The sequence below is a fragment of the Paenibacillus sp. HWE-109 genome, assembly GCF_022163125.1.
Taxonomy (GTDB): Bacteria; Bacillota; Bacilli; order Paenibacillales; family NBRC-103111; genus Paenibacillus_E.
In genome coordinates, this window is the sequence record NZ_CP091881.1 from 1,261,581 (window position 1) to 1,285,377 (window position 23,797).

The 23,797-nt window shown below is 45.5% G+C and carries 19 protein-coding genes and 1 pseudogene; 18 read left to right on the plus strand and 2 right to left on the minus strand.

Annotated elements, in window-relative coordinates:
* The first annotated feature begins 17 nt into the window (after positions 1–17).
* From LOZ80_RS05155 to LOZ80_RS05170, 4 genes are all read left to right on the plus strand, one after another.
* A complete protein-coding gene (locus tag LOZ80_RS05155; protein ID WP_238170418.1) occupies positions 18–2,282 on the plus strand; it encodes a helix-turn-helix transcriptional regulator in 2,265 nt (754 codons plus the stop codon).
* Positions 2,269–2,673 carry a DinB family protein gene (locus tag LOZ80_RS05160; protein ID WP_238170419.1) on the plus strand — a complete coding sequence of 135 codons (405 nt, stop codon included), beginning with the start codon at positions 2,269–2,271 and terminating at the stop codon, positions 2,671–2,673. Before LOZ80_RS05155 ends, LOZ80_RS05160 begins: the two co-directional genes overlap by 14 nt.
* 687 nt (positions 2,674–3,360) lie before the next feature.
* Positions 3,361–4,728 (plus strand): hypothetical protein, encoded by a 1,368-nt coding sequence (locus LOZ80_RS05165; RefSeq protein WP_238170420.1) that lies wholly within the window; start codon positions 3,361–3,363, stop codon positions 4,726–4,728.
* Positions 4,729–4,899: 171 nt separating this feature from the next.
* Entirely contained in the window at positions 4,900–5,511 is a 612-nt protein-coding gene (locus LOZ80_RS05170) for a DUF4291 domain-containing protein (RefSeq protein ID WP_238170421.1), read from the plus strand.
* A 56-nt stretch (positions 5,512–5,567) separates the two neighbouring features.
* Here the strand turns inward: LOZ80_RS05170 and LOZ80_RS05175 are convergent, their stop codons facing one another.
* Positions 5,568–6,410 carry an AraC family transcriptional regulator gene (locus LOZ80_RS05175; protein ID WP_238170422.1) on the minus strand — a complete coding sequence of 281 codons (843 nt, stop codon included), beginning with the start codon at positions 6,408–6,410 and terminating at the stop codon, positions 5,568–5,570.
* A gap of 181 nt (positions 6,411–6,591) precedes the next feature.
* Here LOZ80_RS05175 and LOZ80_RS05180 point away from each other — a divergent pair, with 181 nt between their 5' ends.
* The 9 genes and pseudogenes from LOZ80_RS05180 to LOZ80_RS39405 all read left to right on the plus strand — a co-directional run bounded on the left by LOZ80_RS05180 (position 6,592) and on the right by LOZ80_RS39405 (position 18,009).
* Positions 6,592–6,759 carry a hypothetical protein gene (locus tag LOZ80_RS05180; RefSeq protein ID WP_238170423.1) on the plus strand — a complete coding sequence of 56 codons (168 nt, stop codon included), beginning with the start codon at positions 6,592–6,594 and terminating at the stop codon, positions 6,757–6,759.
* Between the two features lie 17 nt (positions 6,760–6,776).
* Positions 6,777–7,655 carry a Gfo/Idh/MocA family protein gene (locus LOZ80_RS05185; RefSeq protein ID WP_238170424.1) on the plus strand — a complete coding sequence of 293 codons (879 nt, stop codon included), beginning with the start codon at positions 6,777–6,779 and terminating at the stop codon, positions 7,653–7,655.
* Between the two features lie 34 nt (positions 7,656–7,689).
* Entirely contained in the window at positions 7,690–8,676 is a 987-nt protein-coding gene (locus tag LOZ80_RS05190) for a sugar phosphate isomerase/epimerase family protein (protein ID WP_238170425.1), read from the plus strand.
* A gap of 370 nt (positions 8,677–9,046) precedes the next feature.
* Positions 9,047–11,023, plus strand: coding sequence for a glycoside hydrolase family 127 protein (locus LOZ80_RS05195; RefSeq protein WP_238170426.1), 1,977 nt, complete (start codon positions 9,047–9,049; stop codon positions 11,021–11,023).
* Between the two features lie 152 nt (positions 11,024–11,175).
* Positions 11,176–12,588, plus strand: coding sequence for an ABC transporter substrate-binding protein (locus tag LOZ80_RS05200; RefSeq protein WP_238170427.1), 1,413 nt, complete (start codon positions 11,176–11,178; stop codon positions 12,586–12,588).
* Between the two features lie 72 nt (positions 12,589–12,660).
* Positions 12,661–13,584 carry a carbohydrate ABC transporter permease gene (locus LOZ80_RS05205; RefSeq protein WP_238170428.1) on the plus strand — a complete coding sequence of 308 codons (924 nt, stop codon included), beginning with the start codon at positions 12,661–12,663 and terminating at the stop codon, positions 13,582–13,584.
* The gene (locus LOZ80_RS05210; RefSeq protein WP_238170429.1) at positions 13,581–14,450 is read left to right on the plus strand and encodes a carbohydrate ABC transporter permease; all 870 of its coding nucleotides are present in this window, start codon (positions 13,581–13,583) and stop codon (positions 14,448–14,450) included. Before LOZ80_RS05205 ends, LOZ80_RS05210 begins: the two co-directional genes overlap by 4 nt.
* Before the next feature lie 490 nt (positions 14,451–14,940).
* A pseudogene (locus LOZ80_RS05215) lies at positions 14,941–17,571 on the plus strand (DUF5695 domain-containing protein); the annotation flags it as partial.
* Positions 17,545–18,009 carry a discoidin domain-containing protein gene (locus LOZ80_RS39405; protein WP_443147050.1) on the plus strand — a complete coding sequence of 155 codons (465 nt, stop codon included), beginning with the start codon at positions 17,545–17,547 and terminating at the stop codon, positions 18,007–18,009. The pseudogene LOZ80_RS05215 and the gene LOZ80_RS39405, both read left to right, overlap by 27 nt.
* A 143-nt stretch (positions 18,010–18,152) precedes the next feature.
* Here the strand turns inward: LOZ80_RS39405 and LOZ80_RS05220 are convergent, their stop codons facing one another.
* Complete coding sequence (locus LOZ80_RS05220; protein WP_238170431.1) at positions 18,153–19,043, minus strand: helix-turn-helix transcriptional regulator; 891 nt, start codon at positions 19,041–19,043, stop codon at positions 18,153–18,155.
* Positions 19,044–19,367: 324 nt separating this feature from the next.
* Between LOZ80_RS05220 and LOZ80_RS05225 the strand changes: the two genes are divergently transcribed.
* From LOZ80_RS05225 to LOZ80_RS05245, 5 genes are all read left to right on the plus strand, one after another.
* Complete coding sequence (locus LOZ80_RS05225; protein ID WP_238170432.1) at positions 19,368–20,618, plus strand: carbon-nitrogen hydrolase family protein; 1,251 nt, start codon at positions 19,368–19,370, stop codon at positions 20,616–20,618.
* 28 nt (positions 20,619–20,646) lie between these two features.
* Entirely contained in the window at positions 20,647–21,615 is a 969-nt protein-coding gene (locus LOZ80_RS05230; protein ID WP_238170433.1) for an acetylxylan esterase, read from the plus strand.
* A gap of 63 nt (positions 21,616–21,678) precedes the next feature.
* On the plus strand, positions 21,679–22,020 hold the full coding sequence (locus tag LOZ80_RS05235; RefSeq protein ID WP_238170434.1) for a YciI family protein: 342 nt from the start codon (positions 21,679–21,681) through the stop codon (positions 22,018–22,020).
* A 20-nt stretch (positions 22,021–22,040) separates the two neighbouring features.
* Positions 22,041–23,243 (plus strand): RNA polymerase sigma factor, encoded by a 1,203-nt coding sequence (locus LOZ80_RS05240; RefSeq protein WP_238170435.1) that lies wholly within the window; start codon positions 22,041–22,043, stop codon positions 23,241–23,243.
* 242 nt (positions 23,244–23,485) lie between these two features.
* The gene (locus LOZ80_RS05245) at positions 23,486–23,734 is read left to right on the plus strand and encodes a hypothetical protein (protein WP_238170436.1); all 249 of its coding nucleotides are present in this window, start codon (positions 23,486–23,488) and stop codon (positions 23,732–23,734) included.
* Positions 23,735–23,797: the final 63 nt, after the last annotated feature.

Below are 23,797 nucleotides of genomic sequence, written 5' to 3' on the forward strand. Positions count from 1 at the left end.
AGAGGGGGGCGCTCGGATTGGCCAATATACGACCTTTTCCAAAGAAGGCGGGTTCGCTGTTCTTCAAGCTGCTGATCAGCTTTATTGTGATTATTCTATTACCGGTTTCTTTTAACTTTGTTTCGTATGCGTTCTTCCGTACCAATCTGGAGGAAAAATTAATTGAGAACAATAGCGTCTTAACGGACACCGCCGTCAAACATTACGAAGACCAAATTAGAACGATTAAGAATTTCACGTTTACCCAGTATTTAAAAGTCAATGCCAGCATTGTGAATTGGAATAAAGGGCGTGGCATTGATTATGTGGCGGTCACCCAACTTCGTAATGAGCTTCAGGCGTATTTAACGAATCCGTCGCTTTACTTATCCAACATGATTGTTGTGCTGAATCGTCTTGACCTAGCCTTGGATAAAGATGGATCCGCTTCTTTGCATGATATGTTCGACAAGTTTTATTCCAATGACACGTATACCTACGACTTTTGGCAAAAAGAAATGAGCGGCGACAATGGCTTTAAGCTGTATGCGTCCTCGAATTTTTCGCTCAAAACGTTGGATATTCCCCAAAAAAGTGGCAGCTTGATGCCCCTTTTATTCAACAGCGACAACAAAAGTATTGCCATCATCGCCTTGATGGACAATGAGAAAATGGCGGAGGAATTTTACAAATCCACTTCACCAGGCAGTAAGCTGTTTATATTAAATGAGAAGAAAAACATCCTTTATGCTTCTGATCGTGAAAGTACCCTAACCTTTCCTGCCATGAACGAGATGAAAGGTCATATGAAAGTAGGAACCTTTTACTTCTTCTATCAAAAAGGGACTTTAAGCGGGTTTACCTATGTCAATGTTATTCCTACATCTTCAATCGACTCTCAAATTTCAAGATTGAATCTTATTCTAGCTTCCATACTCGTCGTGTCACTATTGTTAAGCATTGCCGCTTCCATCTTTTTTAGTGTACGTCTGAATAACCCAATCCGTAAAATTGTAGAATCGATTCGACAACTCAATTTCTCTCTTCCTCCGCAAAGTCAAATTAAAGAATTCAATGTTATCAGTGAAAAAATTAATGAGTTGTTCCGGACAAATCTTGTCATTCACCAGGATCTGGATCGTCAGAATTCACTCCTCAAGTACTACGCGTATACCAATAAATTCAAAAACATTCGCGGCTATGTGAAGGAAGCCAATATTCCTCCGAATATGGACAAACCCTTTATTTTGATTGGTTTTCAACTTTTGTTTACATCAAGGCTGAAAACAGATATGGGTATTGCCCAGGATAAAGCCGCTAATTTATTTAAGGAGTTTGTCAATGCAGATTTGACGGAGGCGTTCGCGGAATCCGTTACCTTCCAAATTGAGAATGATATCATCTTGTCCCTAATTTTTATGGAGGAGGATCAACGTTCCCGCATCGAGGTATTTTTACAACGCTGGAAACAAGTATTCGATTTGGACCGGGAATACTGTCTCATGTCGATCTCCGTCAGCGACAGGTACGAGGACTCTTCCAAATTTTCCGACGCGTATAATCAAATATTGCTCTTATTGAACGGACGGCGCACGGGAGATGACACTCAGATTATTACGGAGCCCGGGCCGACCAATCCTGTTTATTTGGATCAGGAAGAGGAGCGGGTATTTTATGCCAACTTGGAAAAGGGGAACGCATCCGAATTGATTCAAATTGTAAAACGCCGCCTCCATTATCTCGATCGGAAGAGTGCTACACTGCGTCAGTTGCATGAATATGCAACAGAAGTCATCCGCAAAGTCAACAAAGCTTCTGGCAGAGAGTCCGGTATTTCGGCTTTTGGTGAACTTAACGTACCTGGACCCCTTCCTTACGAGAACGTGCGTGAATGTTTTACATTAGAGCAATTGGAACAGTATTTCGAATGGTTTCTTCAGGTCGAATCAGCAGTTATTCGCAGGAAGTTTGAGGAAGTAGATCCCATCATTGACTTTGCAACGGACTATATCAACGCTCATCTTGGTGATGATATTACCCTGGAATTGGTAGCCGACAAGCTCGGTATTACAGGGACGTATTTATCGACTTATTTCAAGAATAAGAAAGGCATTAACTTTAGTGATTACATCAACAACGTTCGCATGAGAAAAGCGCAAGAGTTACTAGCCACGACCGATTTGAAAGTGTTGGATATTGCTTCTATGGTCGGTTATTACAGTGTCAATGCCTTTATTCGTAAATTCAAAAAATATACCGGGGTTCCGCCGGGGGAGTATCGGAAAGTGAATGTTGATTTGTGAAAAAAAACCGATTGCTGAAGGAAAAGCATCAGTAGGAGAGATTATTTCGCATCTTAAAAATTGGGATACTTATATCCTCTCTACGATTATCCCTGCGATTAAAAATGGAAAAGGAATGGTATTTCCAGATTTCAATTCATTTAACAAAATAGCGTATGAATATGCCAGATCGGGAATTTCTAAAGATTGTCTGCTCGATGAATTTAAGCAAACTCGTACTTTGCTGGTTGAAACACTGTTAAACGAGTCTGACGTTGTTGCTAGACATGTTACCGCGAACGGATTAGAAACTTGCCCGCACACCGGCATACCCTATTCTCTGCTTTATATCATTCATGAATTTATCGATCACGACAATCATCATAAAAATCAAATTTTAACGGTATTATAACTTTCCGCTAGAAGGAAAACGAATGTCTAATTTCATAAAGTCTCCAGGCTTGGGTTGTAGGCCAAACCAGCACGATGAAGTGGTTCGATAAGATGCGATGAGACGAGAACAAGGTAGTTGTGAATGTACTTATTTGTTCGGATTGCTGTTGGTTTGGAGGTATAAACAAGCTAGTTGGCAGAATGAGATCCGCTAGCTTTAGCTACCGCGCGGAGATAAGGGAACGTCAAGCTGCGATACAAGCAAAAGGTGTCAGGATAGCGAGTCTGAGGGAACTACAGTACGCTATAATTCTGAAAACCGTCATATTCCACGCCAGAGGGAACTACGATCCGCTATGTCACCATTTTCCGGTTGGAATCGGCAGGTTTCGCTTAAATAGCGGATTTCAGTTCCCTTTCATGCTATGTTTACCCCATTTTCCGCCAGTTAGCGGATCATAGTTCCTTTTCACACGAGGCTCTCTGTCATGGCAAAGCCCAAAGGGAACTAGGTAGGATTCGCAAGATTGCTGAAAACCGCTATGTAGACGCTCGCTGTTTCAATTCCGAGAGTTTGTCTAGTACCTCATATATGGAGTCTGCCTGCTGGAAAATTCCAATCGGTTTTTTGAAGTTAAAGGAACTTTTTGGAAAATTCATCGTCTAATCAAATCGACAGGAGAATAATTTTGAAGAGGTGAAGGCGATGAAAAAGAAGCTGCTTGTATCGATGCTGGCTGTTATATTGTCATGTGGAAGTGTGGCTTACGGGGCTTCGGATGATACCCACTGGGTGACGAAGGAGCTTAAGGAATACAAGGAATTCATCTTACCCTACAGGGATAACGCTTCGACTTCGATACAAGGTTCAATTAGTCTGAAAGAGTGGAATTCATTTCAAATAAATGTGCTGGATGGGACTAAACTGAATAACCCCATTGTGCTCGATGATTGGGCGACGGCGCTGAAGATGGCGACGGCTTTGCCGGAGAAAGACAGTGAAGCCTGGATCAAGATGTATGTTCATGAGCTTGGACAAGGGACGGAGATTACCCGTGAACATGCGGTCGGAGGAATGGTAAAGCTCTTGATTGGCTCTTTCATTAAGGGGAGCTGGTCAGGGGAAGAATTAAAGCCGGCAAAAGCGCTGCAGGATTATCAAGATATCAGCGACAATCTGAGAGGTTTGGTTGAGATTGCGTATATTCAAGGGGTATTGGACGCCACAGTGCAAGATAAATTTAGACCAAACGATAAGCTGACGAATGCCGAAGCGATATCGATGATGTTTCGGGTCATGGGGAAATTGGCGTATAACATGCCGATTTTACCGGCAAACCATTGGCTCACTGAAGAACTGGAAGCAGCCTACCAAAGCGGTAAGCTTCCCAAGCCGATGCTTAAGGTGTTGCGACGGTCTTTTCAAGATCCTATGAACACGGATCGTAACATACCTGTTGGTTTATGGCATGAAATGCTGCTTTCAGGACTGCCAGTGCCTGCCTATATCAGAGAGAAAGCATCTGTATATACGCTTGCCTACAATCAGGATGGGGGAATTCTTAGGGATAGAGCAGTAGTTGGTGTAACGAAGCTTGGAAAAAATCCAAGAAGCGCAACTCTGGAGGAAAAAATAAATGCTGAAAAAGCATTTACGGATTATCGCGATGCTTTTGATTCCGATAAAATCGCTGTCGCATACGGAGATGGTCTACTAGAGGGGCAAACTGGCCAAAGCTTCGGCGATCACAGTTATCTTACTTACGCTGAAGCGGCTGCTCTTGCAGTCCGGGCAAGCTTGAGAGAAGCTTTGAACGAAATACCATTGCTAATCGATGAAGAGGCAGCATTACAAATTGCCAAAAAGCTGGACCCTGACTCCAAAGCCGAATGGAAAGCAACCTTCAAGAAGAGTCTGGTGCTTCATGACAATAAGAACAGACAAATTTATGATGGGTGGGTTGTGGAAGAGGCCTACCCGGCGGGCAACAAGATGGTTGTGTATATGGATGCCAGAACGGGGAAGATCATGGTCGTCTCGGAGATCGAAGCGCCATTTGAGGGAATTGATTAATACGGCTGAATCCCGAGCGAAATTGGAAATTCTTACTCAGTCGGATAATGAGATTATTAAAGAAAATGCCTTGTATCAATTACAAAGGAAGCTCTAAGGAATGAATGTATACGAGCAAAGAGATTAAACTTTGCCCGTATACAAATTTAGATACGACGAGGATGTAACTCAATGAACAATACTACTAAACATGCAGAAGAGAAGAAGATTTTTGCGCATTACAATGAAAAAACAATTAGAGTGTATCAAGCTTATAACCATAAGATTGCAGATGAAGCAGTCGAGTTAGGTTCGTTCGGCGCATCATTTAAAATGGAAAGGATGACGTGGATCAAACCATCTTTTTTATGGATGATGTATCGGTCAGGCTGGGGTACCAAAGTTGATCAAGAAAGAATTCTAGCAATCGACATTTCTAGAGAAGGATTTGATGCAATTTTGTCAGATGTAGTTTTGTCTTCCTTTCATTCAGATGCCTATGTATCTTTCGATGAATGGAAATTAAAATTACAAAATTCTCAAGTTAGATGTCAATGGGATCCTGATCGTGATATACATGGAAATCCTTTGCATAGACGCGCTGTTCAACTAGGTTTAAAAGGTAATATGGTAGAGAATTACGTCCATAAATGGATAGTAGAAGTAAATGACATTACTGAGCATGTAATACAGATCAGAGAAGCAATACAATTAAACAGCTTTGAGGTCAGCATGTTACCAAATGAACGTGAATACCATTTGGATGAGTGCATTCAGAGAACTCTTGGAATGGTAACACAGTAATTAAAGTCGAACCTTTAGGGGCTTCAACCCTTACAAGGTTCTTTTTGTAAACTGGACTATAGGCGAGTCAGCGCTTTTTTGTATTTGCCGGGACTGCTGCCGTACATTGATTTGAAAAATCTTATGAATGGATACGTATGATCATAGCCGATCCGATTCGCGATCTCCCCCATTGTTAAATCTGTCGTAGCCAATAAATATTGCGCCTTCTTCAATCTCTGAGCTTGGACATATTGCATCGGAGAAACTTGGAAGGCTTGTTTGAATTCTTTATGAAAATGGGAGATGGACAAGTACATCACTTCGGCCATTCGTGTCACCTTTATTTTCTCGGTAAGATGTTTCTCCATGTAGTCGAACACGGGTTGAAACCGTTGGAGATTCCTCATATTCTCGAAGCTGCCGATTTTGTAACGGGAGACGGAAAGAACAACTTCCAATAGAGTGAACAGTCGCTGCTTGACTTGCGCTGCTTTGTACAAGGAAGTGCTGGTGTCGATTGGATCGGTGTTCATCAAGGCGGTTATTTCAGTTTGGAGCCGACCGATGTTATTTCCGATAGCTTCGGAGGTGACATAAGGCGTTTCTATAAAGTCGAACAGTTTAAAATGGTCAAAAAGAGTGATGTCCACATTCAGCCAATGCGTGACGAATTGAGGTTCCAGCATGTTGACTTCATATTTGGTATGCGGGGGGATAATCAACCCTTGCCCGGGCTCAACCTTATAGCTCTCATTGCCAATATGAAGAAGCAGCGGCCCGTCCGTAATTTGGGAGATGAGTGTGAATGGCTGATCGAAACTATGAGATTTCTTCACGTCAAATCGCGTCGTATTGCCCTTGAAATAAGTAAAATCAAGCGAATTCAGGACTGTGAGCAAAAACGGGGAATCATGCATACTTCTTCCGCCTTCTTCATGTAATTACACTTATTATAGTGGATCGCGCAGCTGAATCAAACGGAATGAAGCAGGCTCCGAACAAAAGGTGTATAAAATCAGACAATTTGTCATTTCAACGTGACATCCCCCGGTGAGATAATCTTCCCGTGACAGAAATTATGAGGGAGATGAATCAGGAATGAGCGCTAAACTGAAGATCGGCATTCTGGGCGGAGGAGGCATTTTGACTGCACATGCCCCAGGGTATACACGTCTCGCGGATCTTTGCGAAGTCGTTGTGGCCGAGACTGACCCAAGCCGCCATAGTGAGATTCGAAGACTGTTGGGCGAGAATGTTGCCATGTAGAAGATTATACCGAGATTTTGACTGACAAAGAAGTGGATGCCGTGGATATTCTGCTTCCGCATTATTTGCACGCGCCTGCGGCAATCGCCGCTGCGGAAGCAGGCAAGCATGTGCTGATCGAGAAAGTGATGGCCCGCAATGTGCAAGAGTGCGATCTAATGATCCGAGCTTGCGAGAAAGCCGGCGTATCGCTTACCGTCTGCCATGACCGGCGTTACGATGCCGATTGGCAGGCGCTTAAGCGGGTGGTCGAATCCGGCGAACTGGGAGACATTTTGTTCTGGAAGTTGGAGCACAACCAGAACGTCGTTTTCCCCGAGCGAAGCTGGGTGCGATCGAAGGAAATGCTTGGCGGCGGTGCCATTATGAGCTGTCTTACCCACCAGATCGATTCGCTCAGATGGTATGAAGGGGAAGTGGATCAGGTGACTTGCATGACGAAAACGGAGCCGGATCGCATGGAAGGGGAAAGCATCGGGGCCGTATTGGCCAAAATGCGATCGGGCGCACTGGCCCTGCTCTCCATCAACTGGTATACGCAATCGCATCATGCTCCGGATGGATTATGGTACGAATTCAATCACGTCACCGGTACGAAGGGTGAAGCTTATTTTATGAGCGGCAAAGGTACATACGTCAAAATTCATGACGGATCATCCAAGCAGTTTCAGTATGACATGAAAGGTGAAGGAAGTTTCGTCAAGGTAGACGTCAAGAAAGAATTAACGGGCCACCAGCGCTGTATCGAGCAATGGGTGAAAAGCTTGAGAGGCGAACAGGCGGAAATGTTAACCGATGGGACAGACAGCCGTAAAACGGTTGAAGTGGCGGAAGCCGCTTATCGGGCTGAGGAAACGAAGGCGGTAGTCAGCCTTCCCTTGCAACCGACATATTGAAAGCGGTAGTCAGACGATTAAAGGAGGATTGGCTTTGCGGATAGGAATCGACAGCTTTACGCTCCGGGAATTGAACCTGGATCCTTATCAGTGTCTAGATTATGCCAACAAACGAGGGTTGGAAGGCGTGCAGTTTGGCGGCATGGACGGATTGAGCAGCAAGCGTGATGTGGGTGAACTATTGAACTTAAGGAATTACGCCGATTCACTCGGGATGTATATAAACGTTTCTGTAGGTGTCTGCAATCCGCTTCTGCAGCAATCAGAAGACGAAGCGAGAACGGCGATGATTCTTGATATTCAAGCCTTCGCCAAAGCCGGCTGGCATGAGCTGGCGGGCATCATTAGCAGGAGTGACGAACGATACAAGCATCCCGTTCCATGGAATACGCACTTATCGAAGAGTGCCGATTTCGTGCGAAGCCTGAGACCGGTGCTGGAGGCGTGCGGCAGTCGGATCAATCTGGAGAATCACGGCGACTCCACCTTCGATATTCTACATGTCGTCGAAGCCGCCGGTTCGGATATATGCGGCGTAAACCTCGATACCGGGAATACGCTGGTAAATGCGGAAGACCCTGTATTGGCGGCCAGACGAGTTGCTCCCTATACGCACTTGACCCACATCAAGGATGGCATCGTTTTCTTCTCGGCGAATGGGGTCAGCAGGCAAGGAAAGGCGCCCGGCCAAGGGATTGTCGATCTCGCGAGCATCATTGCCATTTTGGGTGAGTATAACCCGGATTTGCCTTTGTCGATCGAAGATCACAAGTGGATTTTTGAATTCCCGGTGTTCGAGCAGGAATGGTTCACTCCAAACCAGAACTTGACGCCCTATGAATTCGGACAATTTATCAAGCTCGTAAAAGCGGTAGAGCAGAAGCTTGCCTCCGGAGAGCTGCCAGCCGTCGATGCCTACGAAGCGATACCTTATTTGGCACAAATGGAGGAAAGGATTGCAAGCGGTGCGGAGTGTTTGCGAGGGATTCTAGAAAAGTTGAATTTACAAAGCGGTAAGTGAACACGTCTTACGTATCTTCGTGTTCACGACATCAACAGCGGGTTGCGTGGTAGAGTGAAGTTGGATAGGTGGATATTAGAACCGGGACTCTGTGGAGTGCCGGTTTTTTAGCAGACTGAGCTCATCTCCAAGCTGATCATAGCCAGCATGTCTCGCTCCTTCGCCGAAGAACGCACGCCGCAATTGATGAAATAAGGGATAGGCGGAGAGTTGAAATATAAGATCGGAGATCTCATTTGGGATATTTTCTATTGGTTGTAATTTTTAAAAAAGTGGTTGATAATCCTTAATTAAAAACATGATATCACATGTATTATAATAATAGCGCTTTCATAGAAAGTGGAATTTATAAAGTAAAGGGGCAGCCTTGATGAGTAATATTTCTATCCCAACACCGGTTCAATTGAAGAACGTGATAATCAAGGATGACTTCTGGTCCCCTTATATTTCATTGATTCGCGATGTTGTAGTACCTTACCAGTGGGAGGCACTTAATGACCGAATCGAAGGCAACGAGCCGAGTCACGCCATCCGGAATTTCAGAATCGCTGCCGGCTTGGAGCAGGGCGACTTCTACGGCATGGTGTTCCAAGACAGCGATGTGGCCAAGTGGCTCGAAGCCGTCGGTTATCTATTGGAGCAAATGCCTGATCCCGATTTGGAAAAGGTAGCGGACGAAGTCGTTGATGTGATCGCTAAGGCTCAGCATGCGGACGGATACTTAAATACTTATTTTACACTCAAAGAAATGGCGGGGAGATGGACGAATCTCGCGGAGTGCCACGAGCTCTACTGCGCGGGTCATTTGATCGAAGCGGCGGTCGCCTATGAGAAGGCAACGGGGAAGGGCAAGATTCTGGAAGTGGCTTGCAAGCTGGCTGACTGCATCGATGCGACGTTCGGGGCAGAAGATGGAAAGATCAAAGGTTATGACGGGCACCAAGAGATCGAGTTAGCACTAATGAAGCTCTACAGAGTCACCTCGAACGAGCGGTATATGAAATTGGCGAAGTTCTTCTTGGATGAGAGAGGGCAGACTCCCCACTTCTACGACTTAGAGTTCGATCGCAGGAATGGCGAAACTCATTTCCAAGCGCTGAAGATAGCCAAAGACAAAGCTTACAGCCAAGCGCACATCCCGATTCGAATGCAGCGGACGGCTGAAGGTCACGCAGTGCGGGTCGTATATATGTGCACGGGTATGGCCGACGTCGCTGCAGCGACAGGAGACGAAGAGTTGCTGAAGGCATGCCGGGCGCTCTGGCATAACATCGTGAACAAGCGGATGTATATTACGGGCTCGATTGGCTCGATGTCGTACGGCGAGTCGTTCACTCTCGATTACGATTTACCAAACGATACGGCTTACGCCGAGACGTGCGCATCGATCGGTCTCATCTTCTTCGCCCAGCGCATGCTTCAGATCGAGCCGAGAAGCGAATACGCGGACGTCATGGAGAGAGCGCTCTATAACACCGTTATCGGCGGGATGTCTCGCGACGGACAGCACTTCTTCTACGTGAATCCGTTGGAAGTTTGGCCTGAAGCAAGCGGTAAGAATCAGAATTTCGATCACGTGAAGATGGAAAGGCAGCGATGGTTCGGTTGCGCTTGTTGTCCGCCTAATATCGCTAGGCTGCTTGCCTCTCTAGGCAGCTATATCTACTCGTTCCATGGGCATGCCCTTTATACTCACTTATATATTGGAAGTCAAGTCACGGTGGAGGTGGATGGCAGCACCGTTGGGCTCATCCAGCATTCCGAGCTCCCTTGGAATGGTAACGTCCGATTCGAGCTAATGATGGATGGGCCCAAAACCTTCGCTTTGGCTCTTCGGATACCAAGCTGGTGCGGATCGTGGGATGTCAAGGTTAACGGGCAACCGGTAGCGGAATCTGCTATGCGCTTGGTTAACGGTTATCTTTATCTCGAACGGGAATGGAACGTAGGTGATATCGTCCATCTGGTTCTACCGATGAACGTTAGTCCGATGAAAGGCAATCCGGAAATTCGAGAGACCGTAGGCATGGTCGCTATCCAGAGAGGGCCAATGGTGTACTGCCTGGAGGAAGCCGATAATGGCAAAGGGCTGCATAAGCTGATCATCCGTCCGGGTTTCGAAGATCAAGTTAACTTTGACAGCAGCTTGTTAGGCGGACTGCTCACTATCGATTTAACCGCCTATCGGATCCAAAACGAAGGTTGGCAGGATCAACTGTACCGCGTAAATGCCGAGGATCACGTAGAAGCGACGATCGCCCGGTTCATCCCATACTTTGCTTGGGCGAACCGGGGAAGCGGCGAGATGAGAGTGTGGATCAGAGAAAATACGGTATTACCCTCATGAGGTGCAAGGATAAATAACAATTGTTAACTCTGGTCAAGGAGGGAAGGGAGCAACCGACAGGATAACCGCCTTATATTTCAGAGGAAATATTACCCGTCAACGCGGGGGAAATCAAGGAATGATGATGAATTATATATGATGGAGGGGTTAATATGAAAACAATGAAAAAAGGATTCATGTTTAGCGTGTCTACGGTCTTGATCTTAAGCATGATGGCTGGATGCTCCACGAGTAACGATAAACCAAACGCATCGCCAACGGGAGAAGCGGCAACGAAGGCACCGCAGACGACGACGGCTCCTTCCACGGAGAAAGTGAAGATTACCTATTCGATGTGGGGAAGCGAAGATGAGGGGAAAAAAACGCAGGAAGCTGCGGATAAGTTTAATGCTTCGCAAAGCAAAATCGAAGTCAAAGTGCAAGCGATTCCTTGGGAAAACTACATGACCAAGCTGAATACGCAAGCAACGGCAGGTCAATTGCCGGATACGGGGATACTAAAAGAGGATGGCGTCATCCAGTGGTCCTCCGATGGCATGCTGAATGATGTAAGTGGCATGTACACGGGAAGTGAGAGCAAGCCACTGGATAGCCTGGCCTACAAGTATCAAGGCAAAACCGTAGCCTATGCTGCTGCCAATGAAATCCTCCTCCTTTATTACAACAAAGACATGTTCGACAAAGCGAAGGTACCTTATCCTCCATCCGCATTGGATAAAGCATGGACATGGGACGAATTCGTAGCAACGGCGAAGAAGCTGACGCTCGACAAGAATGGCAAACATCCTGACGAGGCTGGCTTTAATTCACAGAGCATCGTACAGTATGGGGCATCCGTCGAAAATCTGGCATGGCAGTTGGAAGCTTGGGTGCTTAGCAACGGCGGCGCTTTCTATTCGGGTGACGGTACATCGGTGAGAATTGGGGAAGACGCCAGTATGGAAGCGATTCAGAAAGTCGCGGATCTGTACTTGAAAGACCATGTTGCTCCGTTATCAGTTGGACAGACGGATGATGGCATTCAGCGTACCATCATCGCAGGAACGGTCGCCATGGCCACGAATGGCGCGTGGAACGTCGGAACTAGCTTAAATGCAGCCAAGGAGGCAGGGCTGAAATATGGCGTAGCCGTATTACCTTACTTGAAGGAAAAGGTTACCCTCAATACAGGTGGTGCCAATGTCGTATTCTCTCAAACAAAGCATCCGAAAGAAGCAATGGAATGGCTCAAATGGTACACTGCCGAAGAAAACAACTGGGGACTCATCTCATCAGGCATTTGGATGCCGACACTGAAAAAGTGGTATACGGATGAAACGCTTACACATAAATGGGTCGACAATAAGAACTTCCCACCGTATAACGAATACAAGTCTGCTGTAGTCGATTATGCGCAATCCTCAGCCGCGAGACCTGCTTCTTGGTTCTATACGAATCATACAACAGACTTTAATACTTTGCTGGGATCGACGTTAGGCGATGTTTGGACTGGTAAAACTACCGCCAAGGACGCCATTACCAAAAATCTCGAAGCATTGAAAGCAGCCAATAAAGGCAAAAAATAACGTATAGGAAGGATGACCGCCAAGAACAAGCAAGCGGCGGTCATCCCTCAAATTTGAGGTGGGGAGCAAGATATGGAGACCTTTAACAAACCTCAGCAACGCCGTTCCCGCTTTTTTTCGAGTGAAGCACGTGTTGCTTATATATGCTTGATTCCGGCAATACTCGGACTAATCTTCCTTACTTATCTACCTCTTCTTGGTGTGTTGGGCATTAGTATGACGAATTGGACGGGGCTAAAAAATCCCGAATTTGTCGGCTTCAGTAATTACATCACGCTATTTACCACAGATCCTTATATTAAAGACTCTATTATAGCAACGCTCTACTTCGCATTTTTATCCGTAGCTGGAAGCATGATTTATTCACTTTTCATCGCAATGCTGTTGAATCGTAAAATTCCGGCAAGGGGCTTTTTCAGAGCCGTATTCTATGTGCCTTTTGTTTTGCCTGCTGCCGCTATATACGTAGGATGGTCCTGGCTTTATGAAGCGAATTTTGGTTTCTTCAACTATCTCCTATCTGAAATCGGATTGAACAAAGTTCTCTTTATCGCGGATTCGAATTTCGTAGTCCCATCTCTTTCATTGATTGCAGTCTGGCTGTCGGGGAACTTAATCGTTATTTTCTTGGCCGGGCTTCAAAGCGTTCCGAACGTCTATCATGAAGCGGCTGAAATGGATGGCGCAAACGGCTGGAAACGCTTCCTGCATGTCACCTTGCCTTGTATGACGCCGATCATTTTTTACAACCTGCTGCTGAGCTTGATTGCCAATCTTCAAGTCGTTACGCCGGCTCTTGCTCTGACCAATGGCGGTCCGGGCAACTCTTCCCGATTCATGACCTATCTGATGTATGATCAGGCTTTCGTCAATTACAAGCTGGGCTATGCCTGTGCGACGACCTTTATTATTTTCGCCATTCTTGCCGCTTTTACTGCTGTTTTGTTCAAGACATCGAAACGGTGGATCTTTTCCGAAGGAGACGACGATAAATGAGCGAAGTCGCATATTCCAGATTTAAAAGCAAGAAACGCAGTGAACGAACGATGAATGTGCTTACGCTTATAGTTGTCATAATAATTGCCCTCATCGTGCTCTTTCCGATCTGGTGGATATTCCGTACGTCTCTAATGACGAATCCCGAGATCTACAAATATCCACCGTCTCTTATACCGAAAAATTGGTTATTTTCCAATTATGAAAAAACATTGAATATATTTAAATTTTGGAAATATTTGTGGAATACGATGGTAATTATCGTTCCTTCCTGCTTGGGGGGGACATTCACGGCTACCTTGTGCGGATATGCCTTTGCAAGGTTGCGGTTTAGGGGCAAACAATTGATCTGGATCCTATGCGTCGGTTCTATGCTCTTGCCTGCCATGGTTACGCTCATTCCCCTATACATTGGATGGACTCGGGGGCTGGGGCTCCATGACAGCTATCTGCCATTGATTCTGCCCTATTTTTGCGGCGGCGGCGCTTTTAATATCTTTTTGATCAGGCAGTTCATTCTCTCCATACCGAGAGAACTCGACCAAGCCGCAACAATTGACGGCGCTGGGTACTTCCGCATTTTGTTCAGCATTATTATGCCGGCGATCAAACCCGCTATGATTGTCGTTGCCTTGTTTATTTTCATCGGCTTATGGAATGACTTGCTCCAACAGATGATTTACATTAATTCGAGCGAGAAATTCACCATAGCATTGGGGCTTACCAATTTTAAAGGTCAATTGAAGCAAGATTGGGCGTTGACGATGGCTGCTACGTGCCTTTCTTTTGCTCCAGGCGTCATTTTCTATCTGATTGGTCAAAAGTATTTTGTAGAGGGAATCACGATGACCGGAATGAAAAATTAGTCCGGATGCCTATTAATTGAGGAAGCAATGCGAAGATGGGTATGCCTAAAATCAAACGATTTTAGGCTATTTTTTATCCAGCTAATATATAACCGTTCTCACTGTCGGCATTGAATAGAAACTGATAATCACCAGCATCACGACGTAAATTGTTGGTAGATTTGGTTAATATTTTTAAAAAACATGTTGTGAATCTTAAAGTAAAAGTCAACTGATTTATATATGATAGGTTTGTAAGCGCAACGCATTGCAGCATCCTATATGCATGTATGGGTAACTCAGAATAAGGAGGTGTTACGGGATTCTTTTCATGGATCAAGAAGCTTAGACCCTAATCGTCAGATGAAGTTTCTTCAAAAGGTTGAAGACATTCAAGAAGCGAAAGAGAGGAATAATAATGAAGCAAATACTTAGTAAGTGTTGGGGCAAGTTGTCAAGTTCGGAGAAAGTACAGATGTTCGCAGCTTCTGCTTTTACAGCAGCAGCGATGATGTTGGTGCCGCAGATAGCCGCAGCCAATACGATTACGAATAGTAATTTCACTGTGCAGACAGGTACGAATGGGGAGATTACTTCTCTGCAAATTGGCGGTGATACGTATCCAACGAATTATGTCATGAATGCCACGAATGCGCCTAATCAGAATACAGCCGACCATCAATGGGTTGGGGAGCTTATGTTTACTTACAAGCTTGGTTCCGGCTCATGGTTGCAAGCGCTTACAAGTAAGTCTTCGGATGCTAGAACCGTTACCCAATCCGGTAATACGGTTAATATTACGTATCAGAATTCTGCTAACAGTACAGGAATTAAAAATTTTAAAGTTGATGAATCCTATTCGCTTGTCAGTGATTATTTAAAATGGCAAATTACCGTTACTAATACGAGCACTCAGACGTTAGAAATCGGTGATTTCGGTCTTCCACTTCCATTCAATGAGTTTTTTACTGGAGGTAACAATGAAGAAATATATGAAACACGTACCATTTCTCACGCATTTATTGGGAATAATAGCTCCTATCTCGTGGCTCAGCGCCCAAGTGGCATAGGACCTTCCTTGCTCATGGTGCCTGACACGACGACTGGCGCAGGATTGGAGTATCAAGACAACTGGCGGGTTGAGGAACACCCAGGCAGTATGTGGGCTGCAGATCAGGGTGGGTATGCCAAGGGACTAAATGTCTACTATATCCATTCTAATGTTATTAAAAGCAATGGTCGCGGATACTTGCCTAGCACAAGCTTGGTGCTAGCGCCAGGCGCAAGTAAAACATATGCTTTCAAATTCTTCAAAGCAGCCGATGAGTATGCAGTTCAAGACAGACTATACAGCGAAGGCATGATTGATTTCAATGTCGTGCCAGGTATGATCGTGCCTACCAACCAAACAGCTAAATTTGATTTGCATACTTCGAAAGCGATTACATCGGTGAGTGCGCAATATCCAACGGAAACAACGATTACTTCGTTAGGAACGACGGGGACAGATCATAAGCTTTATCAAATGACGATGAGCCATCTGGGACAGAACAATGTTACGGTCACCTATGGAAGCGGGGAAAAAACGGTTCTTCAGTTCTATGCCATTGAGCCGATTGATACGGCTTTGCAGCGTCATGCTACATTCATGGTGAACAATCAACAATGGAATGTGCCTGGCGACATCCGGGATAAAGTGTTTGATGACTGGATGATGCAAACAAAAGCCAAGCGGAATAATTTTGCAGGATATTGGGGCTGGGGCGATGATTGGGGACTCACACACGGTCAATTCCTTGCCGAGAAAAATACAATTACTCCTGTAGCTTCCGAAGTAACGGCAGTTGATAATTATTTGGAAACGGCGGTATGGACGAATCTGATGAAAGGACATCAAACCGACTATCTTGTGCCGGACTTTCTGATGGCTCAGCCGAATACAACGCCAACCTATCGTGGTTACGCGTATCCCCATATTTACAATACGTATTTCAGCATGTACAAAATTGCTAAGCTATATCCGAATCTTGTTACGTACAAAAACCCGAAAAATACTTATTTGCTGCGCGCTTATAATATTTTTAAAGCTTTGTACGACGGTCCCGTCGCCTATAACTGGAATACGGGGTTAATGGGAGAAATGACGACGCCGGATATTATCAAGGCGCTGCAGGAGGAAGGCTACACGACACAAGCAAATGATATAATTAGTAAAATGGCTACAAAATACAGTAATTTCTCAGCGAATGCCTATCCATACGGATCTGAATACAGCTACGATAATACAGGTGAGGAATCCGTCTACATGTTAGCTAAAATGAATAACAACAATACAATTAAAGGCAAGATTAATGATAAAACAAGAGCATCAAGAGGACACATGCCTATATGGTATTATTATGCAGATCCTGTCACGATAACAGGAGACAACTGGTGGAACTTCCAGTACAGCACTTCACTGGCAGGCTATGCGATGGATGACTGGATTCGTACGAACTCTACGAAACCAGAGTTGGAACAACGATTATCCTATGCAGCTAAGATCGCTAATGTCAGTGCCGTAAACTCGGGTCAAATTAGCAGCGACCCGGCCAATATCGGTGCAGTATCTTGGACTTACCAAGCAAACAAAGGTAATTATGGTGCGTTAGGTCTCGATGGCGGTCCATTATTTAATGGCTGGCGCGGGATGAGCGGGGAAGCCGATCTAGGGCTCTTTGGCGCTTTGAAAGTGTTGAGTGCTGATATTGCAGTTGACCCAGTCTTTGGCTTATACGGATATGGCGCAGATGTCACATTGAACAGCGGTAAATATACGATTACACCGAAAGATGGTCTATATAAACGTCTGAATTTAATTACCGAGAAGTTCTCGATGGAACTGGAAAGGGATCAATACACAGCTGCTGCGGTAGCAACTGCCAAGAATGATGTGAACTTTACATTGAAAAATACGACGACCTCGGCTGCTCATGTTACCAAAGTAACGTTTACGGGTCTGGCAGCAGGCACCTATAATGTGCTGCTGAATAATGCACAAGCAGGTACTGTAACTGCGACTGCCGGGTCAAAAACGGTTGTAAGTTTCAACATTGGAACTAATGCGACCTATGACGTGAAGCTGCAAGCAGGCACTTCATCGGGACCGCAGGATATTTCTTCTCTAGGGACAGCGACAACATCTTTCGTTTCTTCTTGGGAAAGTCTGGCTGGTCTGAACGACGGCTACACGCCAACAAGTTCAAATGATAGAGGACACTCTGTCTATGGAAATTGGGATAATCCGGGAACAACGCAATGGGTGCAATATGATTTCGCAACAGCGAAGACATTGTCGAGCTCAGCAATCTATTGGTTTGACGACGATCAGGGCATTGATCTTCCGGCTTCTTATGCGCTGCAATATTGGAACGGAACAGCATGGGTCACTGTAGGGAATCCGTCAGGCTTAGGTGTTGTTGCCAATCAATATAATACGACAACCTTTACACCGGTTTCTACGACCAAAATCCGTGTGAATATTACAGCGAAGTCAACGACTTCAACAGGGATTGAATCGTGGAAAGTTTTTGGAACATAAAATACAATACGTTCATTAGCGGGATGGCTAAAGACGGGAAACATTGTAACCCCATAGGTTAAAGTAAGAAATTCCTAGTCATTGTAATGTTAACAAAGATCCTATGGCCTGCAAGTGCAGGCTATAGGATCTTTGCAGCTTCATTAAGAAAACCCAGTGAAGTTTTTTCGGAAATTTAGTGGTGAAATGCCTTCCTTATTCGAAAAACAATAAGAAAAATAAGAGGCATGCTGGAAGCCGCTTTCTTCTGCTACTCTCGTCATCGACCAATTCGTTTGAATCAAAAACTTTTTGGATTGTTCAATCCGATAATAGAGCAGGTAGTCATTGGGAGTCATGCCGAATACTTTTAACATACATTTAGCTATATAATTAGGATGATAATTAAGGTGTTCCTGCAGCATGGCATTAGAAATCTTTTTTGTGTAGTTTTGACGAATAAATAACTCAACTTTTTCAGCTAAATGAAAAGCAGTTACATCAGTTGTGGAAATTAATTCCCGATTTATGTGCTGCATAAACAGTTGGAAGGTATTTTGCTTTCTCCAATTGCGCTGTGAACGAGACTCCTGTTCTAATTCAAAAAAGTATTCTAAAATTTCTAATGCCTTGCTCGTAAGTTTTATATATTTTGGTATGAAGATAGAGTTAACCTCAGCATGATTTAGAAAAGCGCTTTTTTTGTGATTCTCAATTAAGGTTGCCTGATTTTCTAGGCAAGTGCTCATATCCATATATTCATCCCAAGCGCCGTGAGTATGGAAGTGGATCCAGATAATCTCGGTTTCTTTTTCACAAGGTATTGTTCCATAGTGATTAAGATCGGGTCTCAGTATGATGGCTTCATGTTGCTTTACATGCCATTCATGGGCCCCTTCACCTATGAAGATGGCTCCTTGTTTCACAACAATAAGATCAAATGTACCGATATTATTGCGATTTATATGACGTTCTCCAACTTGATAGAAAGCGCTTCCGCAATCAAGAAAATAAGGAATAGGTGGAGCTATGAAATGAAGAATCTGTGGTTTCATATGGATACCTCAAAAGCTCGTATTTTAAAATAAATCATTCATTTGACTTATAAATATCATACTTGATTTTACCCTGGAAATAAAGATAATTCATGCGTATTGACAAGGAAATCAGTGGTTTAAAATGAGTCTTTAAAAAGAGGGATGTGTAGAGTGATATTTTTAAAAACTCAGGCACCTCGGCTTCAGTTAAGATGGCCTTGCGATAATAAAAGAGTATAAGATATCGCTCATAACAATAACTTTACATGATTTCTGCCTATAATTTGTAATGCTATACTCAAAATATAACTTGCAATGTCTTTGAAAGGAGGGGGAACAACGATGGTTAATCGGATACAAACGTTCGATTCCAAGGATTGGATAAGCTGGTCCCCGCACGAGGCGCTCGCTCCGGAATTTCTGAAGGATGTATGGGGCGAAGAACCAGTATTAGTTATGCATGCAAACGGTACTCTGGAGAAATACGGAAAATGGATGTGCAAAATTACCGGGATAACCGGTGGAAAGACATATGAAATCAATGTCCAATATCGGGGAACCGATATCGAGTTAAATTGTCTTAACTGCTATGTTTTGCTCACTTGGTCTGATCCTGAAGGCAAATTACTGACGAGAGACTATTTAGATCAATCTAGTGAGCTCGAAGACCTATGGGTGAATTTGCATAGAACAATGATTGCGCCGGAAGGGGCGGTAGCTGTTGAGGTGGAACTTGCTTTCCGATGGTCAACGAGTGGTACGATCGTCTGGAGAAGGCCGTCTTTCATTGAGAAACAGTCTGAAGGTTCTAGAAAGATAAGGGTAGCAACTACGCTAATCAACAAGTTTTCCGGCAATAGAAAGGACAATTTAGCTGCAATGGGGACAATTCTTGAGCAAGCTGGCGTGGAACGTGCAGATGTCGTATGCCTTAGCGAATGCGTATATGAGCAAGGTTGTGAAGGCAGGGGCTATGGACTCTTTGGTGAGTCGATATCTGGCACATTCATGCATTTTCTTTCGAACTATGCGAAAAAGTATCATTATTATATTATTACTAGCTTTTTCGAAATGGATGGTGAGGTCCTTTATAATACGGCGGTCTTGATAGATCGATCCGGCCAGGTAGCCGGGAAATACCGAAAAACGCATGTGCCTCTTGATGAAGCTGAGATGGGCGTTACGCCAGGACGCGAATATCCGGTATTTGATACCGATTTTGGAAGGATCGGTCTGATGATTTGTTGGGATTGTTATTTTCCCGAAGTCGCCAGAATTCTTACGTTGAAGGGTGCGGAAATAGTATTCGTTCCTACGCAGGGCAATGCTTTGATTCAGTCTCTTGCGCGAGCAATTGATAGCGGGGTTCACGTTGTGGTTGCAGGAATGTGGGGCGAGAATCCGAGCAGAATCATCGATCCGCAAGGCCAAATTATTGCGCAGATTTCCGAACAAACGCAAGGTATAGCGCTAACTGAAATCGACCTTAGTAAGTCTTATTACCAGCCATGGCTGTCTGTAGGGAATGCAAGCGGCGAAGCGCGCGTCTTGTTTAAGCAGGAGAGGCGCCCGAATACCTACGTTAATAGTTAAATCACCAATTCACAAAAGGAGTGTAGGGATGAACGCAATAGAAACACGAATTCATGCGTTACATCAGTATGTACCAGAGTTAACGGCACCAACTGATTTGGAAGATTTTTGGGAGCAAATCGCTCTGGAAGCAGCAGAATCCATGGAATTTTCCGTTGAGCAAGTCACCTCTCCGTTCCTACAGGCCAAAGTTTACAAAGTTATATTGGAGGGGGCAGCTAATACACGGATTCACGCTTGGTATATGCTGCCAATCTTCCATCAGCCTCATCCGCTTCCCTGTATCGTAACCTTTCACGGTTACTCCGATTCCAAAGGTCAACCTGAGAATCATGCGGCTTGGCTGCTGATGGGGTACGCCGTATTCGCTATCGACATTCGGGGGCAAGGAGGGGAGACCGGCAACGGTTTGATGCAAGCTTACGGCATGACCAAAGGGTGGGTGACACAGGGGATACTTGAGCCTGAGAGCTCCTATTATCGAGCAGTAGCTATCGATTGCTTACGGGCTGTACGGTGTGCGTTGATAATGCCGGAGATAGACCCCGAGAGGGTGTTTGTTTTTGGCGGCAGCCAAGGAGGCGGTTTGGCACTGCTTGTATCCGCCATAGAGCCTAATCTACGGGCAGTAATCGCACATGTACCGAATATGTGCCACATGGATCTGGCGATACTGCAATCCGTCAGTTCGGTTATCGAGGTGGCGGAATTCGTAACTCGCTTTCCGGACAGCCTTGATAAAGTGCTGCGGACGCTTAGTTATTTTGACATCATGAATTTGGCTCATCGTATTAAGCTGCCCGTGCATGTGACGGTCGGATTGAAGGACACGACTTGCTTGCCTGAGGCGATATTTGCCGCATATAATCGGATTGTATCAGTTAACAAAACGATTGAGGTTCACCCATTCATGGGGCATGCGCTGCCACCGGGATTTCATGCTGCGGGACACGCCTTTTTTTCGCAGTTACATACGGGAAAAAATATTATCGCATGATGTAGGAATTCATCGATCTGCATCGTCTTTATAGTGAAGACATGAAAGAGAGGAGCAATAGCCATGAAATACACACTGCTAATGTATGAATCAACGGAGGATTTCGCCAAACGAATCGATCCGATTCACAAGGAGGCATATGTCGCAAGCTGGACGCATTATGTCAAAGCGATGATTGAATCCGGCATTGTGGTAAGTACCGCAGGTCTCCAGTCCCCGGAGACTGGAACCACGCTCAGCCGTAAGGGCGGCGAATTGCGGGTTCAGGATGGCCCGATCACCGAAACCAAGGAGCAAATTGGTGGTTTGGCCATCATCGATGTGCCAGATTTAGACACCGCTTTGGAATGGGCGGCACGTTGTCCCGGCAGCTCGGTTGAAGTCCGCCTTAACTTGTATCAATGAGCGCGATGCATGCTCACCACATGATTGAACAGACGGCCCGTGATTCCTACGGCCGTCTGGTTGCTTTTCTGGCTGTACGTTGGCGTGACCCGGCTGCAGCGGAGGATGCGCTTGCCGACGCTTTCTTGGCTGCGCTGGAAGCATGGCCTGTGACCGGAGTGCCGGATAATCCCGAGTCCTGGCTGCTTACTGTAGCGCAGCGTCGATTGATCGATGGTACCCGGCATGCCCGAGTCCATGCCGGTGCGGAGCAGACTTTGATCGCATTGGCGAAAAGTATGCAGCAATGGGCCGGACTCGAAGCTTCTTTTCCGGATGAACGGCTCAAGATGCTGTTTATTTGCGCCCATCCCGAAATTGATCCAGCCGTGCGTACACCGCTCATGCTCCAGTCCGTACTTGGTCTTGACGCAGCCCGCATTGCTTCTGCCTTCGTTGTTAAGCCTGCAACAATGGGGCAGCGCCTCACCCGCGCGAAAGCGAAACTGAAGAGCGGCGACATAATATTCGACTTGCCCGGAAAGGACGAATGGCCTGAGCGCCTTAATGCCGTTCTTGAAGCCGTCTATGCAGCCTATGGAAGCGGCTGGGATGGCATAAACGGCGAAGATCCTCGTCGGCATAGTCTTGCCGAGGAAGCGATTTTCATGGGGAAGCTGATCGTGCAATTCATGCCAGAGGAACCAGAAGCGCTGGGATTGATGGCTTTTATGTTATATTGCGAAGCGCGCCGCCATTCCCGGCGCGATGAGGCAGGCGACTATGTACCCATATCCGAACAGGATCATTCACGTTGGTCTATCGAGATGATTGAGGAAGCGGAACATCACCTTCGCTCTGCCGCTCAAGGGAATCGCATCGGACGGTTCCAGCTTGAAGCGGCGATTCAATCCGTGCATGTTCAGCGTGCCAGGACTAGCCGTACGGAATGGGAAGAGATTGCGCTGCTGTACGAGGGACTCGTGGGCATTGCTCCAACGATCGGTGCAATTGTCGGCCGCGCGGCAGCTGTTGGCGAAGCGCGCGGCGCCGACACCGGGATGGCGCTTTTGAATGAAATACCGGCAGAAGCGGTTAAGAGTTATCAGCCCTACTGGGCGCTGAGAGCCCATTTGTGCAAAAGGATGAATAGATTCGAAGAGGCTCGAGCCGCATATAGCCGGGCCATCGGACTGTGCATGGATCCCTCCATTCGAGCGTTTCTGGAGAAGCAACTGGTTTAACCTCTTGTCCAACATGGCCAGCTTCCGTGTCACTGTTTCGTATGTTTCAGGATATCCCCCGAAATCTGCTCCAGCACCGATTGCTTGCCAATTGCAAAAAAGCTTCGAATTTTGCGTGAGAGGATTGGAGATGAGCTGGAGTCGATTGTAGTCTTCTTTATCAAAACTTGATTAGACAAGCGGATGGTTATGTTTATATAATTTAATAAACATACATGTTAAGTTGGTGAAAATGATCTGTTATGACTAGTAAATTTGAATTGAAGGATGCAACCGAAGAAGTGTTAAAAGCAGTAGATGACTTTAGGTGGAAACGCGAAGGGTTGAAAAATCCAGCAAAGATTACACTTAATTACAGAACGTACATGCGAGTAGCGGCATATGACCAAAACTCTGATCGGTTTGAAATAATCGTCCCAGATAAGGTGCGATTTATGGGCATTAATTTAGAGTGTGTACCAGATCAAAAGGAAAATGTGTTAGTAACTTGAGCTCGGGCTTGCCTCAAGGTTATTGACTGTGTGACCTAGCCGCAAACAAAGCGTCGCCCAGGG